The following is a 16,315-nucleotide window of genomic DNA, read 5'->3' as shown; positions in this document are numbered from 1 at the left end:
ATGGGGCGTCGCGTCGAAGGCCTCCACAGCGATGATCGGCGCAGCGTGATGCCGCCCGCATTGCGGCTGCATGCCCGGCACGATGGCATGGCCGCGCGTATCGCCCGGCATGACTGGTCACGCAGCCCTTTGGGTCCGATCGAACGATGGCCCCCGCACCTGCGCGCCACCGTCGACCTGATGCTGGCCCACGGCTTCCCCATGATCGTGCTGTGGGGTGAACAGCTGGTGCAGCTGTACAACGATGGTTACGCCGAGATCCTGGCCGACAAGCATCCCGGCGGGCTCGGCCAGCCGACCCGTGAGTGCTGGCCCGAGGTCTGGCACATCAATGGTCCGCTCTACACCCGTGTCTGGCAGGGCGAGACGGTCACCTTCGAAGACAAATTGTATCCGCTGGCCCGCCATGGACGCCTGGAAGACGTCTGGTTCACCATCACCTACAGTCCCATCCGAGGCGAAGAGGGGCGGATCAACGGGGTGCTGGTGACCATGTTCGAGACCACTGCGGCACACATGGCGCTGGTTGCGCGCGAGCGCGAGGAACTGCGACGGCGCGAGAGCGAACGGCGCCTGGAACTGGCCTTCAGGATGCTTCCGGTTGGCCTGTGCATCGTCGACCTGCAGGGGCGCATGCTGCTGTCCAATGATCAGATGCGCGCCTACCTGCCCAGCGGCAAGGTGCCTTCGAAGGATGTGGACAACCAGCATCGCTGGCACGGCTGCCATCCCGATGGCACCACCATTGCACCGGACGACTTCGCCATCGCGCGTGCGATGCGTGGCGAGACCGTGGTGCCGGGGCTGGAGTTCCAATACCTGCACGATGACGGCCGCACCCGCTGGACGCGGGTCGCGGCCGCCCCTCTGCGTGATGCTGACGGCGAGGTCAGCGGGGTGTTCGCCATCGCGGTGGACATCGACGACCTCAAGCGCGCCGCCGAGCGCCAATCGGTGCTGCTGGCCGAGCTGCAGCATCGGGTCCGCAACATCATGTCGACCATCCACGCCATTGCCTGGCGTACCCGCGAGTCGGTCGGCAGTGTGGATGAGTATGCCGAACGGTTGTGTGGGCGGCTGATGTCACTGGCGCGTACCCAGAGCCTGCTGACGCGGGGCGCCAACGCCGGGGTCTGCCTGCGTGGCATGCTGGACGAGGAGATCGCGGCACAATCCCCGCCCGCTGCGGTCTATCGCCTGCAGGGCGAGGATGTGTTGCTGCCACCGAAGGCTGCCGAAGTTCTGTCGCTGGCCATCCATGAGTTGGCCACCAATGCGCTCCGGCATGGTGCGCTGACCCATGAGGACGGGCATATCGACGTGTCCTGGCATCTGCAGGTGCAGGATGGGCAGCCCTGGCTGGGTTTGCACTGGTGTGAACGGCATGCCGAAGTTGAAGGCTGGGAACTGCCCCGGCAGCGCGGGCTCGGCCGGTCCTTGATCGAACAGCGCGTGCCCTATGAACTGGCCGGCAGTGGCGAGCTGCGCTTTGGCGCACAGGGGCTTGACGCCTGGATCCGCTTCCCTCTGCGTGAGCGCGACAGCCTGCTGCAGACCGACGCGCCGCAGGCAACCTCCGGCCGGTGAAAGGGTATTTATCCCCAATTGGGCCAAATTGGGCATAATGGCCTCAACTGTCCCCGTCTGGAGCCGTGCCATGACCCTGCCGCTGGATCTGCCTGGCCTTGAGAAGGCCCCGGCCTCGTCGGTGAAGACCCGTGGCTGGCCAAGCCTGATGCGCACCGTGCGCGAGAAGCAGGCGCTGGTCATCACCAACCACAACCACCCCGAAGCGGTGATCGTGGACATCCGCACCTACCAGGAGCTGCTGGCCAAGGCCGCCGGCAGCGATGCCGGTGAGCGCAGTGAAGAACTGCTGCGCCTGCGCGGCGAATTCGACCAGACCTTGGCCGGCCTGCAGCGCGGTGAGGGGCTGGGCAAGGTGCTGGGCCAGCCGATCCGCCGCGGCCGCAAGGTCACCCTCGGCCGTCCGCTCTGACCGATGGGGCGGATCCTGGTGCTGGCCGGCGTCAACGGCGCCGGCAAGAGTTCGCTGCTGGGTACCTGGCTGGAAGCCGAAGGGCTGGGCTGGTTCAACCCCGATTCGTTCACCCGCCGCCTGGTCGAGGCCGGCTGGCCGCTGCCCGACGCCAATGCCGAGGCCTGGCAGGAAGGCACCCGGCGGTTGCGCCAGGCCATGGCCGACGGCACGGACTTCGCCTTCGAGACCACGCTGGGCGGCAACACCATTCCGCGCCTGTTGCGCGAGGCCTGCGAACACCATCACGTTGCGATCTGGTTCTGCGGCCTGGCCACGGTGGACCTGCATATTGCCCGCGTTGCAGCGCGGGTGGCCGCCGGCGGCCATGACATTCCTGTGGAGAAGATCCACGTCCGCTTCGATTCGGCGCGCGAGAACCTGCTGGATCTTCTGCCTTATCTGGCCGAGCTGCATGTCTACGACAACAGCGCACCGGCCGATGCCGACGGCTGCGTCGATCCGCTGCCGGTGCTGGCGATGGCGCATGGCCAACTGCAGTACCCGGTCTCGGTGGCCGAGCTGCTGCATACGCCGGACTGGGCCAAACCCATCGTAATGCGTGCGATGGAGTTGGACACCCCGAATGTCGCCGGGCATGGCCCGGCGCTACCCGTTCAGTAGATCCACGCCATGCGTGGATGGCGTTTCGCGCCCACCCTCAGGCCGGCTTCACCTGCTCAGGCTCCGCAGCCTCCGGCAGTGGCGGCAAACTCGGGTCCACCGTGACCGGCACATCGCTCTTCAACAACGCGGCGGCTTCCCTGTCGCTGCCGACGGCCGGCGGTGAACCGCGCAGCGGCAGGCCGGCGGTCTCCTTCACGAACAGCATGGTTACCAGGCCGATCACCGCCGCGCCCATCAGGTAATAGGCCGGCACCAGCGGATCGCCGGTGCGCTCGACCAACCATGCGGTCACTAGCGGCGTGGTGCCGCCAAACAACGACACCGACACATTGAAGGCGATCGACAGCGCGCTGTAGCGCACCGGGGTGTAGAACAGCGCCGGCAACGTGGATGGCATCGAGCTGGTGAAGCACACCAGTGCCAGGCCAAGCAGCATCAGGCCGAGGAAGATCAGCCAGTCATTTCCGCTGCCGATCAGCAGCAGGCAGGGCACGGCCAGCACCAGCAGCGCGATGCAGGCACCGATGATCATCGGGCGACGGCCAAGCTTGTCACTGAACAATCCGCCGACGATGTTCAGCGGCATCATCACCAGCATCACGATGATGATCAGCAGCAGGCCCTTGCTCTCGGCGTAGTTCATGGTGACGCTGAGGTAGCTGGGCATGTAGGTCAGCAGCATGTAATCGGTGACGTTGAACACCAGCACCAGGCCCATGCACACCAGCAGCTGGCGGCCATGTACCTGGAACAACGCACCCAGCCCCGGACGTTCATGCTCGCGCTTCTCGGCCTCCTCGGCAAAAGCACGGAACGCTGGGGTTTCCTCCAGCTTCATGCGCATGTATAGGCCGAGCAGGCCGAGGGGACCGGCCACCAGGAACGGAATGCGCCAGCCCCAGTCCAGCATCTGCGCGTTGCTCAACAGCATGTGCAGTGCGGTGACCGTGCCGGCGCCGGCGATGTAGCCGCCCAGGGTGCCGAACTCCAGCCAACTGCCCATCAACCCGCGGTTGCGGTCGGTGGAATATTCGGCGATGAAGGTTGCCGCGCCACCATATTCGCCACCGGTGGAGAAGCCCTGCACCACACGCGCCAGCAGCAACAGCACCGGTGCCCAGATGCCGATGCGCTCGTAGGAAGGAATCAAGCCGATCGAGAACGTACCGAGTGCCATCAGGATCATGGTGAACGCCAGTACTTTCTGGCGCCCATAGCGGTCGCCGAGCGGGCCGAACACCAGGCCGCCGAGCGGGCGCACCAGGAACGCCACGGTAAAGGTGGCGAAGGCTGCGATCACCTGTGCGGTGGGGTTGCTGGACGGGAAGAACACCTGGCCGATGGTGACGGCGAGATAGCCGTATACACCGAAGTCGAACCACTCCATGGCATTGCCGAGTGCGGCGGCGCCGACGGCGCGCTTGAGCATGGGCTTGTCGACGACGGTGATCTCATCGACCTTCAGGTGGCGGCGGCGTTTGAACCAGCCGAAATGGGCATGGGAATCAGGTGTGTCCTGCATGGGGGCTCCCTTGTAGGTATGGAATTGGGATGGGCGGTGGGGTGTGTCCCGGAAATCGGAAACGGCGATGCAGGCGCAGGTGGCGCAGGGGCATCGGTGAGTGGCGTGGGGGCCGGGGAATGTGTGCAGGCGCAGCGCCACGCGCACGGCAAAGCACCGCCGCAGGGGCGGAAACGCAGCAACGGGATCACTGCGGCCGCGCAGTCAGCGGCCGAGCATCACATCAGCGTAGGGGTGCAGGCAGAGGGCCTGCGGGCGTCATCCGCCGGGATCCAGCGCAAGGCGATGGAAATGCAGGGCGGGAGCATTCGTGGCAAGCGAAGCGCCTGTCGGCAGTGCTTCCCACGTAACAGGTGCGCCCGTCACGTAGTGGGTCTTGTCGATCATTGATTCATCATAACGGCATCGGCGTGAGCGTGCAGCGAAGCGGACTGATCTGCACGCTGTGTTCCACGCTGCCTGTTCAGATGCCTCAGGCCGATTTCGCCATCAACCCGAACACGGTGCAGGCCATCGCCAGCGCGCCGGGCAGCGCCAGCCGGCGCGAGACCAGAGCAGCGCCGATCATTGTCAGTACGGAGAACATGATGGCCAATGCGAACAGCGGTTGGCCCAGCAGGAACTGATGGATGCAGCCTGCGCAGCCGGCGATCGCCAGACTGGTGGCAAAGCAGACGTGGAACAGTGAGCCAGCGTACACAGAGGTTCCTCGCGATGATGGAGGCCATAGCGGCAGGCAAGCGGACAAATTTAGCGCTGATTGCAGATTGCGATGATGGGATCACATCCTGTGCGCGCTCTGGTGACATCGGCGTGCATAAGGTGGAGCGCACACCCACTTTTCGGATGGATGGAGGATGCAATGGCGCGGACGATTCCCGAAGGAACGCTGATCGTGGTAGCCGACGGTGGTTCGGCACGGGTATTCACCAACGTGGGCAGTGCACAGCAGCCCGCACTGAAACAGGAGGGCGAACTACGTCTGCAGGACATCAGCGAGCAGGGCGTGTCCGGGCAGGGTCCGGCCGGCGCTGTACCGAAAGACATGTCGATTTCCCAGCTCAACGAGGCCACGTTCGCCAAACAGGTGGCAGAACAGCTCAACGAGGATGCGTTGAAGAACCGCTATGCACATCTGGTGTTGATTGCTGATCCGACCACGCTGGGGCGCATCCGGCCGCTGCTGCACAAGGAGGTCCAGGCCCGGCTGCTCGGCGACATCGCCAAGGACCTGACCAACGCACCGCTGGCGGATATCCAGAAGGCGCTGGTGGCGTAGCGCGGATGCCTTTCATGCGCGATCACTTGTCGCCGGAGCCCAGCCGCTCCGATGTGGAGGCGCAGGTCGGCTGGCAACTCCTCGAGTTCGGCGCTCCCTGGTGTGGCCACTGCCAGGCCGCGCAGCCCGCGTTGCAGGCCTTTGTCGAAGCGAACGATCTGCCGCATTGGAAGATCGAGGATGGCAAGGGAAGGCCGTTGGGGCGAGCGTTCAAGGTCAAGCTGTGGCCGACGGTGGTGCTGCTGCACGAAGGTGAAGAGGTCGCGCGCGTGGTGCGGCCGGTGGACAGCGCGGACCTCATGTCGTTGCAGAGCGCGCTTCCCGATTGAGGTCCGAAGGCAGGTTGAACGGGGCGCGGGAAGCCGGGCAGCCGCACTGCAACATGCGGCGTGACGGACCCGGTGCTAGCATCGGGTCATCATCTGAATCGATCCAAACGCCGATGCCCACGCTGGACCGTCGCCTCCTGATCGCTGTCGCCGCCACGGCGATGCTCGCTTCCGGCCTGGCTTCGGCCGCTCCTTCCAGAACTGCCGCCGACAAGGCCTACGCTTCGGTCGACCCGTTCATCGGCACCGGCGGCGAGGGTCACACCTATCCGGGTGCCACGGTGCCGTTCGGGATGGTCCAGCTCAGCCCGGATACGCGTGTCCAACCACGCGAGAAAGCCTACGATTGGGCGGCCGGCTACCGCTACGACGACAGCAGCATCGTCGGCTTCTCGCACACGCATTTTTCCGGCACCGGCCATTCCGATCTGGGCGACATCCTGCTGATGCCGTTCACCGGCAATCCCGGCCTGGAGCGGGGCGATCCGGAGAAGCCGCGCAGCGGTTATGCATCACGGTTCCGCCATGCTGACGAGAAGGCCGAGCCGGGCTACTACGCGGTCACCCTGGACGACTACAAGGTGCGCGCCGAGCTGACCACCAGTACCCGCGTGGGCGTGCATCGCTACGCCTTCCCCAAGGGCGCCGACGCCAAGGTGCTGCTGGACATGCGCACCAGCATGTACGACTACCCGGGCAAGGTGCTGTGGTCGCGGGTGCGGGTGCGCGCCGATGGCACCGTGACCGGCTTCCGAGAGACGCGCGGCTGGGCACCGGGTCGCCAGCTGTACTTCGCGATGCGTTTCTCGCGTCCGTTGGCCGGGCATGAGCTGCACAACACCGAGCAGGACATCGTCTACAAGGGTTTCCCGCCGCCGGGTGAGAAGGATCCGTCCCAGCGCGCACAGATCGAAGGTCGCCAGCTGGTTGGTACCTTCGCATTCGGAAAACTGGATGCACCGCTGGTCGTCAAGGTCGCCATTTCACCGGTCAGCGAAGCAGGCGCCATCGCCAACCTGGATGCCGAGGTGGCTGACTTCGATTTCGATCGCGTGCGTGCGCAGGCGAAGCAGGAATGGACGCAGGCGCTGTCGGTACTCGATATCGATGCGCCGGAACACGCGCGGCGAAGCGCCTATACCGCGCTGTACCACACGATGCTGGGACCGACGCTGTTCATGGATGCCGATGGCCAGTACCGCGGCTCGGACAATGCCGTGCACAAGGCTGATGGCTTCACGAACTATTCCACGTTCTCGCTGTGGGACACCTACCGCGCGCTGCATCCGTTGCTGACGCTGGTGCAGCCGGAGAAGCGCAACAGCGACTTCGTCAATTCGATGCTGGCGCACCATGAGCATAGTCCCTACGGCATGCTGCCGGTGTGGTCGTTCCATGGCCTGGAAGACTGGTGCATGATCGGCTACCACGCCGTGCCGGTGATCGCCGATGCCTATGTGAAGGGCATCCGCGGCTTCGACGCCGACAAGGCATTGAAGGCGATGGTCGAGACCGCCAACTACGGCCCCTACGACGGCATCGCGCAATACCGCGAGCTGGGCTATGTGCCGATCGACGAGGAAGGCGAGGCCGCCAGCAAGACGCTGGAATACGCCTTTGATGATTGGACCATCGCGCGCATGGCGCAGGCGATGGGCAAGACCGACGTGGCGGCGACCTTCGACAAGCGTGCCGGCAACTGGCGCAACGCCTTCGACAAGGACACCGGCTTCATGCGCGCGCGCAAGCGCGATGGCAGCTTCCGCACGCCGTTCGACCCCAGCGCCAGTGGCTATGGCACCGACTACACCGAAGGCAACGCCTGGCAGTACTCGTGGTACGTACCGCAGGATGTGGCGGGTCTGGCCGCAGCGCACGGTGGCAGCGACAAGTTGCTTGCGCGGCTGGACGAGGTATTCAGCGCCAAGGTGGATCCGTCCATCTTCGAGCACATGGAAGACATCACCGGGCTGATCGGCTGGTACGCGCATGGCAACGAACCCAGCCACCATGTGGCCTACCTGTACTCGTATGCCGGCCAGCCGTGGCGCACCCAGGCGCGCCTGAAGCAGATCATGGACACCCAGTACGCTGACCGCCCCGATGGCCTGGCCGGCAACGATGACGTTGGCCAGATGTCGGCGTGGTACGTCTTCACCGCGCTGGGCTTCTACCCGGTCGCACCGGGTTCGGGCGAGTACATCCTCGGCCGCCCGTTCCTGCCGAAGACCGCGATGCGATTGCCGAACGGCAAGACGTTCACCATCGTCGCCGATGGGCTGGATGACAAGCACACCTACGTCGGCAACGTGAGCCTCAACGGCAAGCCGCTTCAGCGCACCTTCCTGCGCCATGACGAGATCCTGGCAGGTGGCGAGCTGCGTTTCAGCATGCAGGCCGAGCCGAACAAGGACTGGCCGGGGCAGGGCGCGCAGGCGCCGTATTCGATGAGCCGGTGATGCTGCGCGGCGGTGCCCTGACGCCGTCATTGCCCTGCACGTGGTAGGTGCCAACCTTGGTTGGCACGCGGGAGGTCACCGGCGCCCACCAAGGTGGGCGACTACCGGAATCTTCCGGTCGGGATGTCTTTGGTAGGTGCCAACCTTGGTTGGCATGCAGGACCTCAACGGCGCCCACCAAGGTGGGTGACTACCGGAATCTGCCGGTCGGGATGTCTTTGGTAGGTGCCAACCTTGGTTGGCACGCAGGACGTCAACGGCGCCCACCAAGGTGGGCGACTACCGGAATCTGCCGGCCGGGTGCCTTTGGTAGGTGCCAACCTTGGTTGGCATGCAGGACGTCAACTGGAACGAAACCGCAACCCCACCCGCGCGCCACCGATCGGGGCGGTATCAATCATCAGGGTTGCGCCATGCCGCTGCGCGATCTCGGCCACGATCGCCAAGCCCAGGCCGCAGCCGTCGCCTTCGCTGCTGGCCCGGTAGAAGCGTTCCGTGACGCGCGTGCGTTCGGCCTCGGCGATGCCTGCGCCGTCATCGTCCACCCATACGTGTACGCCATCGGACTCCTGCCGAACGCCCAGAGTGATCACCCCGCGCGAGGCGCCGTAGCGCAACGCGTTGTCCAGCAGATTGCCGAGCGCCTCGCGCAACAGCTGTGGGTCACCCTGCACCTGCACACCCTCGTCGGGGCCGTCATAGCCAAGATCGGCACCTGCAGCCAACGCGCGGTCAGCGTAGCGTTCCACAACGCCACGCGCCAGCGCGGCCAGGTCCAGTGGCTGCAGCGGCAGCGCGCTGCCATGCGGGTCTTCGGAGCGGCTGAGCATCAGCAACTGGTTGACCAGATGCTGCAGACGCGCCAGTCCGGACAGCGTGCCGGACAGCGCCAGTTGCTGGGCCTGCGGATCGTGCTGGCGCAATGAACTCTCCAGCTCCACCTGCATTGCTGCCAAGGGCGTGCGCAGCTGGTGCGCGGCATTGCTGACAAAGCGCCGCTGAGCATCCTGCATTGCGTCCAGGCGCTGCAGGAGTGCGTTGTAGGCCTCAACCGCCGGCCACAGTTCGCGCGGTGCCTCCTGCGCCGGATCCAATGGTGCCAACGGATCCGGCCGCGGGCTGGCCAGCTTCCGCGCGACCAGATTGGCATGGCGCGCGGCGGCGCCTGTACCGGACCACGCCAGCCACGCCGCCAGTGCAAGGATTGCAGCCTGGAACGGAACGCTGGTCAGCAACAGCTTGCGCTCCAGCCGGTGGCGTTTGCGCAGTGTTTCGGCCACGCGCAGCCGGATGTCGTGGCCCGGCCCGGCGCTGACCACCACTTCGACCATGCGCACGGCCTGGCCACGCAGTCGCGCGTCGTAGTAGACGGCGTCGTCATCATTTCCCGCTGCGATTGCGGGGCGTGGCAGGGCTTCGGGCAGGTCGCCATACAGACGCCCGCCCTCGGCATCGACCACCTCGCCATGCACTTCGTCGGCGGTGTCCCAGGTGAACATGCGCGAGACCGCCGGAGTGATCTCGATCGAAGCGCGACCATCCTGCACCGTCACCAGCTCGGACAACGACATTGCCGAATCCAGCAGCCAGCGGTCGTAGACCTGGCCGGCGTAGAACCGCGCCAACGCGAACGAACCGACTGCGCTGCACAGCAGCAGCACCAGCAGCGGCAGCCACAGGCGTCTCAGCAGCAGGCCACGCAGGCTGTGCACGCGCTCAGTCACCCACGGCCTCCAGGCGATAGCCCAAGCCACGCAGCATGCGGATGCCGACGCCGGCATGTGCCTGTTCCAGCTTGCGTCGCAGGCGGCTGACATGCACTTCGATCACCGACAGGTTGGCGTCGTGGTCCCAGCTGTACAGCGCGTCGAACAGGCGTTGCTTGGTAACCGTGCGGCCCGGACGCTGCATCAGTGCCTCGACCAGCGACAGTTCGCGTGCGGTCAGCTCGACGCGTTGCCCTTCAACCTGTACTTCATTGCGGATGCTGTCGAAGCACAACCGGCCCAGGCGCTTCTGCGCCGGTGCATCACTGCGACGGCGCGACAGCGCACGCAGGCGCGCTTCCAGCTCACCCAGGGCGAACGGCTTTGCGAGATAGTCGTCGCCACCACGGTCAAGGCCAAGGATGCGGTCCTCCACGCCATCGCGCGCAGTGAGGATCAGCACCGGCAGGGTGACGCCGTCGTTGCGCAGGCGCGAGAGCAGGTCGAGCCCATCGACGTCGGGCAATGAAAGATCGAGAACCATCACGTCATACGGCGCGCTGGCCAGTGCAGCCGGCGCGTGCAGCCCGCGCGAAAGGTGGTCGCACAGATGCCCGGCGCCCTGCAGGGCGCGGATCAGTCCATCGGCCAGAGCGGCATCGTCTTCGATCAGCAGGATTCGCATTGCAAGCTTCGTGCAAGGTTGGGGCAAGTTTGGCGCAAGTGCTTCACCTTACCGTGACTCGCATGAATTCCTCCCTTCATATCGTGGCTGTGATGGCCATCTTTCTGTGCGCACCTGCAGCGTCGGCATTGTCCCTGCAGGAAGCGCAGCGTGCGATGGAAGCACACAACCCGGACCTGCGTGCGGCGGCGCTGGAACTGCGTGGGGTGCAGGGCGATGCGCAGACGGCGGCGTTGCGCCCGGCCACCGAGCTGTCGATCGGCACCAGCAAGATCAGCCCCAAACACGGCATCGGCCCGGGACGCTGGCAGGACAAACGGGTGGACAGCACCGTGGGCGTTGGCTGGACCTGGGAACGCGGTGGCAAGCGCATGTTGCGCATCCGCCAGGCCGATGCGCTGCTGGAAGTGGCCGGGCTGGAGATGCTTGATGCGCGGCGCCGCCAGCAAGTGGCGTTGCATGAAACCTATTTCGGCCTGAAGGGCGCGCTGGAGCGGGTGCAGATTGCCGATGCCAACCGCCAGAGTTCGGCCGAACAGATGGCAGCGGCGGACAAGCAGGTTGCCACCGGGGCGATGGCGCCGGTCGACCGCGCGCGGCTGGCGGTGGACGACCTGGCAGTAGCCGACGCGGCGCGCGAGGCGGCGCTGGATCTGCGCGACGCGCGGCATGCGCTGGGCCTGCTGCTCGGCCGCGACGACAGCCATGATCTCAGCGCCGATGATCCGTGGCCAGACGCCGCAGACAGGGCCGATACGCGCGCGGTCGATCCGCAGCAGCGTGCCGATCTGCGCGCGGCACGCTCGCGCCTGGCCGCGGCCGACGCCGGTGTGGCGCTGGCACGCAGTGAGCGCCACCGCGACATCCAGTTGGGTGTGGAAGCCGAGCGCGAGCCGACCGACATCAGCGGCGTCACCTGGGGTGTGTCCTTGACCATTCCGCTAGGGGGACCGTCACGTACACGCGGCGCGATCCAGCGTGCCGAGGCCGACCGTGACAGTGCCGCGCTGGAGCTGAAGGTGCTGCAGCGTGAAGCGCGCGCCGAACTGGACCAGTTGCAAGCCAGCGCGCAGTCCGCCGCGCAGCGTCGCAGCGACTACGAAGGATTGCAATCCGATGCCGCACGCAAGGCGGTGCAGGGCATCGAACTGGCCTACCGCCGCGGCGCCGCCAGCCTGACCGATCTGCTGGATGCACGCCGCAGCTGGCGCGATTTCGAGGCCGCGTTGATTGAAGCGCGTGCCGACCATGCCATTGCCCTGGCGCGCTGGGAAGCGGCCACATCCGTTGCTGAAGGAGAGTCCCGATGAAGTTCACCGTCGCTTGTCGCCCGCAGGCGCGACATGCCGTGCTGCCGGCCTTGCTGGCGCTGGCCCTGCTGGGCGGCTGCGGCCGTGAGCCGGCGTCGTATACCGAGGACGCACCGCAGGTCAGTGCTGGTCAGATCCAGTTTCCTGCCGGTAGTCGCCAGCTGGACGTGCTGCGCAGCGAGGCGGCGACCGCCGGCGCCAGCGCAGGCCTGCAGCTGCCGGGGCGGGTGGTCTGGGACGAGACGCGCTCCAGCGCGCTGCGCACGCCGCTGGCGGGGCAGGTGGCGCGCATCGAGGCACAGCCGGGGCAGAAAATGAAGGCGGGGCAGGTGATCGCCTGGATCATCTCGCCCGAGTTCGGCCAGGCCCAGGCCGACGGTGTGCGTGGTCGCGCCGAGCTGCAGCAGGCACGCCGGGAACTGGACCGCACCCGTGAACTGCATGCGGCGGGAGTGGCATCCGGTCGCGAACTGGACGAGGCCGAGGCCAATTTCGCTGGCAGCCAGGCCGATCACGCGCGTGCGACCGCCTTCGCCAAGGTGTATGGCAATGGCCAGCACGTCGACCAGCGCCTGCCGCTGCGCGCGCCGATCGATGGCGTGCTGGTGGAGCGGCGGATGAGCCCTGGCATGACAGTCAGCCCTGACAGCGAACAGCCGTTGGCGGTGATTGGCGATCCGGACCGCTTGTGGCTGTTGCTGGATGTTCCCGAGAGCCTGGCCGGACGCTTGAAGGCGGGCATGCAGGTAACCGTGCCCGGCGCCGATGGACAGCCGCTGCAGGCGACCCTGCAGCACGTGGATGACTTCGTCGACAGCGAACGCCGTGTGGTGCAGGCGCGCGCCGAGCTGGACAACCGCGCACGCGGCCTCAAGGCAGGGCAGTACGTGCGCGCCCAGGTGGCGTTGCCGGCCGACGGCGGTGTCTCGCTGCCCGATGCGGCCGTGTTGTTGATCGACGGCAAGCAGGTGGTGTTCGTGGAGGAGGGCAAGGGCCGCTTCGTGCGTCACGCTGTGCATGCCGAGGAACTGGGCGATGGCCGGCTGTGGGTGCGTGAGGGCCTGGCCGCAGGCGCCAGGGTGGTGGTCGAGGGCGGCCTGCTGCTGCAGCAGCTGGCGGACAGCGCGCCGGCCGCCGCCAGCATCGGCACGGGGCATGCCGCCCCATGATCGATCGCCTGATTGCCTACTGCCTGCGCCAGCCGCTGATGGTGATGCTGGCACTACTGCTGTTCATCGGCGCTGGCATTGCCGCGTTCCGCGTGCTGCCGGTGGAAGCCTTCCCGGATGTGTCCGACACCCAGGTGACAGTGGTGTCGCTGCACCCGGGTCGTGCCGCCGAAGAGGTCGAGCGCGAGGTGACGATGCCACTGGAAGTGGCGTTGTCCGGCATCCCGCATTCGGTGCGGGTGTTCTCGCATACGCAGTTCGGCCTGTCGATGATCATCCTCACGTTCGACGACAAGGCCGATGACTACTTCGCGCGGCAGCAGGTGCTGGAGCGCCTGCAGGGCGTGGAGCTGCCGGAAGGGGTGACGCCGGAACTGGAGGCGATGAGCTCGGCGGTAGGTGAGATCTACCGCTATGTGCTGAAAGGCCCGCACATGACGCCGACCCAGTTGCGCACCGTGCAGGAATGGACGATGGAGCGCAGTCTGCGCACCGTGCCGGGCGTGGCCGATGTGATCAGCTTCGGTGGCTTCGCGCGCACCTTCCAGGTCAAGCCGGACCTGGACAAGCTCCGCGACCGCGGCATCAGCCTCGGTGAATTCGCCGACGCGCTGGAGAAGGGCAGCTCGAATGCGGGCGGCGGTTACGTGGAGCGCGGGCAGCAGCAGTTCCTGATCCGCGGTGTGGGCCTGATGCGTTCGCCGGCCGACATCGGCAACGTGGTGGTGGCGCAGCGCGGAGGCACGCCGATCCTGGTGCGCGACCTCGCCGGCATCGCCGATACAGGCCTGCCGCGTCAGGGCCTGGTCGGCCAGGACGACAACGACGATGCAGTGTTCGGCATGGTCCTGATGCGCAAGGGCGAGAACCCGTCGGATGTGCTCGATGCCCTGCATGCGCGCATTGCCGAGATCGAGGCGAGCCAGCTCCCGGCGGGGGTCAGCATCGAACCGTTCTACGACCGCTCGTGGCTGGTTACGACCACGCTGAAGACGGTCTTCCGCAACCTGCTGGAAGGTGCAGTGCTGGTGTTCCTGGTGTTGTGGCTGTTCCTGTACAACGCCCGCGCGGCGCTGATCGTGGCGGCGATGATGCCGCTGGCGCTGCTGTCGACCTTCCTCGGCCTGCATCTATGGGGCGTGCCAGCCAACCTGCTGTCGTTGGGTGCGATGGATTTCGGCATCATCATTGATGGCGCGGTGATCGTCACCGAACACGTCGTCTCGCGGTTGTCGAAGCTGCCACCTACGGCCGATCGGAAGACGCGGTTCTCGACCATTCTTTCGGCTGCATCGGAAGTGGGTCGGCCGACATTCTTCTCGATGTTGATCATCATCGCCGCGCACATCCCGATCTTCACCCTGCAGCGGCAGGAAGGACGCATGTTCGCGCCGATGGCGTACTCCGTGACTTCGGCGTTGATCGGTGCGTTGATCCTGGCGCTGACCGTGGTGCCGCTGTTCTGCTACTGGTGGCTGCGGCGCGACCGCATGCGCGATGGCAATCCGCTGATGGACCGCCTGACTGGCTGGTACCGGCCGATCCTGGAGCGTGCATTGGCCCGACCGCGTGCGGTGGTACTGACCGCGGTTGCGCTGCTGGTCGGCACGCTGGCATTGGGCACCCGGTTGGGTTCGGAGTTCCTGCCCGAGCTGGACGAAGGCTCGATCTGGTTGACCGCCACGCTCGACCCCAGCACCAGCCTGGCCGAAGCGCAGCAGCAGTCGCGGCGCATCCGTGAGCTGGTCGGCACCTTCCCGCAGGTGTCGACGGTGGTGGCCAAGCTGGGGCGCCCGGAAGACGGCTCCGATGCCAAGGGCGCCAATCAGATCGAGGCGCTGGTGGCGTTGAAGCCCGAGAAGGAGTGGCCGAAGGGCGTGGACAAGCGGCAGCTGGTGAGTGATCTGCAGCGCACGCTGGAGCAGCGCATTCCTGGGCCGGAATTCTCGATCTCGCAGCCGGTACGCGACAACATCCTGGAGAGCATCTCGCAGATCAAGGGCCAGGTGGTGATCAAGGTCAGTGGCTCGGACCTGGACGTGCTGAACCAGCAGGCGCAGGCGATCCTGGGCCAGGTACGTGGCGTGGAGGGCGTGGAGAGCGCCTTCATTGACCGGGACGGGTCGTTGCCGCAGCTGCAGATCGAGATCGACCGCGACCGTGCTGCACGCTACGGCCTGAACGTGCGGGACATCGATGAGGTGATCGAGACCGCACTGGGCGGGCGTCAGGTCGGTGAGCTGTGGGAAGGTGACCGAAAGTTCCCGATCACGCTGCGCCTGGACGACGCCGATCGCGACCTGCAACGGCTGCGCACGGTGCCGGTGGGCATCGGCGACGGCCACACGGTGACACTGTCCGACGTGGCAGATTTCCGCATGGCCAGCGGCGCGATCAACATCTCGCGCGAGAACGCACAACGGGTCAAGGCGGTGAGCATCTTCATCGCCGGGCGCGACATGGGCAGCGTGGTGGCCGACATGCGCAAGCGCGTGGACGCCAGCGTGCAGCTGCCGGAAGGCTACCGGCTGGAGTGGTCCGGCGAGTTCGAGAACCAGCAGCGTGCAATGAAGCGGCTGGGCTGGGTGATCCCGCTGTCGGTGCTGATCATCTTCGTGCTGCTGTTCGATGCGTTCAAGGACATCAGCAGCGCCGCGCTGATCCTGGCCAACGTGCCACTGGCGATGATCGGCGGCATCCTCGCCCTGTGGTTGACCGGCATTCCACTGTCGGTGTCGGCGGCGATCGGCTTCATCGCATTGTTCGGGCAGGCAGTGCTGAACGGGGTGGTGATGCTCAGTCGCTTCGCGCAGCTGCGTGAGCAGGGCATGGACCTGCTGCAGTCGGTCGTGCAGGGCTCGCTGCAGCGCCTGCGCACCGTACTGATGACCGCGCTGCTGGCGATGTTTGGTCTGCTGCCGATGGCCACCTCGCACGCGATAGGTGCCGAGACCCAGAAGCCGCTGGCGGTGGTGGTGATCGGCGGCCTGCTGTCGGCGATGCTGCTGACCCTGCTCGTACTGCCCACGCTGTACTACTGGGTACACCGCCGCCGCGAGGCCCGCGCCGGATGATCTGCACGGTAGATCCACGCCATGCGTGGATGCGGCCCCGCCGCCGGGCATGATCCGGCGCTACCGATGCATCGGGTGGATGGACATCTCCACCGCCGGGCATGGCCCGGCGCTACC

14 protein-coding genes are annotated in these 16,315 nt (G+C 66.3%); 9 read left to right on the top strand and 5 right to left on the bottom strand.

Translation table 11 applies throughout. From position 1 onward, the window contains the following. The 3 genes from ABR323_RS04210 to ABR323_RS04200 all read left to right on the top strand — a co-directional run bounded on the left by ABR323_RS04210 (position 1) and on the right by ABR323_RS04200 (position 2,662). Positions 1-1,587, top strand: coding sequence for a sensor histidine kinase (locus tag ABR323_RS04210; RefSeq protein WP_439448352.1), 1,587 nt, complete (start codon positions 1-3; stop codon positions 1,585-1,587). A gap of 70 nt (positions 1,588-1,657) precedes the next feature. Further along, positions 1,658-1,999, top strand: coding sequence for a type II toxin-antitoxin system prevent-host-death family antitoxin (locus ABR323_RS04205; protein WP_010485378.1), 342 nt, complete (start codon positions 1,658-1,660; stop codon positions 1,997-1,999). Positions 2,000-2,002: 3 nt separating this feature from the next. Next, positions 2,003-2,662 carry an AAA family ATPase gene (locus tag ABR323_RS04200; RefSeq protein WP_439448351.1) on the top strand — a complete coding sequence of 220 codons (660 nt, stop codon included), beginning with the start codon at positions 2,003-2,005 and terminating at the stop codon, positions 2,660-2,662. Between the two features lie 37 nt (positions 2,663-2,699). On the opposite strand, the gene proP is transcribed toward ABR323_RS04200, so the two are convergent. From proP to ABR323_RS04185, 3 genes are all read right to left on the bottom strand, one after another. Then, positions 2,700-4,187, bottom strand: coding sequence for a glycine betaine/L-proline transporter ProP (gene proP / locus ABR323_RS04195; protein ID WP_135273920.1), 1,488 nt, complete (start codon positions 4,185-4,187; stop codon positions 2,700-2,702). Positions 4,188-4,445: 258 nt separating this feature from the next. Further along, positions 4,446-4,574 carry a hypothetical protein gene (locus ABR323_RS04190; RefSeq protein ID WP_254919678.1) on the bottom strand — a complete coding sequence of 43 codons (129 nt, stop codon included), beginning with the start codon at positions 4,572-4,574 and terminating at the stop codon, positions 4,446-4,448. An 85-nt stretch (positions 4,575-4,659) separates the two neighbouring features. Further along, entirely contained in the window at positions 4,660-4,887 is a 228-nt protein-coding gene (locus ABR323_RS04185) for a hypothetical protein (protein ID WP_135273918.1), read from the bottom strand. Between the two features lie 162 nt (positions 4,888-5,049). On the opposite strand from ABR323_RS04185, the gene ABR323_RS04180 reads away from it, so the two are divergent. The 3 genes from ABR323_RS04180 to ABR323_RS04170 all read left to right on the top strand — a co-directional run bounded on the left by ABR323_RS04180 (position 5,050) and on the right by ABR323_RS04170 (position 8,254). After that, positions 5,050-5,466 (top strand): host attachment family protein, encoded by a 417-nt coding sequence (locus ABR323_RS04180; RefSeq protein ID WP_439448350.1) that lies wholly within the window; start codon positions 5,050-5,052, stop codon positions 5,464-5,466. 5 nt (positions 5,467-5,471) lie between these two features. Beyond that, entirely contained in the window at positions 5,472-5,795 is a 324-nt protein-coding gene (locus ABR323_RS04175; RefSeq protein WP_439448349.1) for a thioredoxin family protein, read from the top strand. A 113-nt stretch (positions 5,796-5,908) separates the two neighbouring features. Then, a complete protein-coding gene (locus ABR323_RS04170) occupies positions 5,909-8,254 on the top strand; it encodes a GH92 family glycosyl hydrolase (protein WP_439448348.1) in 2,346 nt (781 codons plus the stop codon). A gap of 341 nt (positions 8,255-8,595) precedes the next feature. Here the strand turns inward: ABR323_RS04170 and ABR323_RS04165 are convergent, their stop codons facing one another. Beyond that, a complete protein-coding gene (locus ABR323_RS04165) occupies positions 8,596-9,978 on the bottom strand; it encodes a sensor histidine kinase (RefSeq protein ID WP_439448347.1) in 1,383 nt (460 codons plus the stop codon). Further along, positions 9,971-10,645 carry a response regulator gene (locus ABR323_RS04160; protein ID WP_439448346.1) on the bottom strand — a complete coding sequence of 225 codons (675 nt, stop codon included), beginning with the start codon at positions 10,643-10,645 and terminating at the stop codon, positions 9,971-9,973. The genes ABR323_RS04165 and ABR323_RS04160 overlap by 8 nt, the downstream gene beginning before the upstream one ends. Before the next feature lie 62 nt (positions 10,646-10,707). Between ABR323_RS04160 and ABR323_RS04155 the strand changes: the two genes are divergently transcribed. The 3 genes from ABR323_RS04155 to ABR323_RS04145 are packed head-to-tail and all read left to right on the top strand — an operon-like array spanning position 10,708 to position 16,198. Further along, entirely contained in the window at positions 10,708-11,955 is a 1,248-nt protein-coding gene (locus ABR323_RS04155) for a TolC family protein (protein WP_439448345.1), read from the top strand. Further along, positions 11,952-13,124: an efflux RND transporter periplasmic adaptor subunit gene (locus ABR323_RS04150; RefSeq protein ID WP_439448344.1), complete on the top strand. Its 1,173-nt coding sequence runs from the start codon at positions 11,952-11,954 to the stop codon at positions 13,122-13,124. The genes ABR323_RS04155 and ABR323_RS04150 overlap by 4 nt, the downstream gene beginning before the upstream one ends. Beyond that, complete coding sequence (locus ABR323_RS04145) at positions 13,121-16,198, top strand: efflux RND transporter permease subunit (RefSeq protein WP_439448343.1); 3,078 nt, start codon at positions 13,121-13,123, stop codon at positions 16,196-16,198. Before ABR323_RS04150 ends, ABR323_RS04145 begins: the two co-directional genes overlap by 4 nt. Positions 16,199-16,315: the final 117 nt, after the last annotated feature.

The organism is Stenotrophomonas sp. ATs4 (genome assembly GCF_051861585.1).
In the GTDB taxonomy this organism is placed as follows: domain Bacteria; phylum Pseudomonadota; class Gammaproteobacteria; order Xanthomonadales; family Xanthomonadaceae; genus Stenotrophomonas; species Stenotrophomonas maltophilia_AS.
Note: the sequence above shows the minus strand (reverse complement) of the source record. Positions and strands in the feature narration are given on the sequence as shown.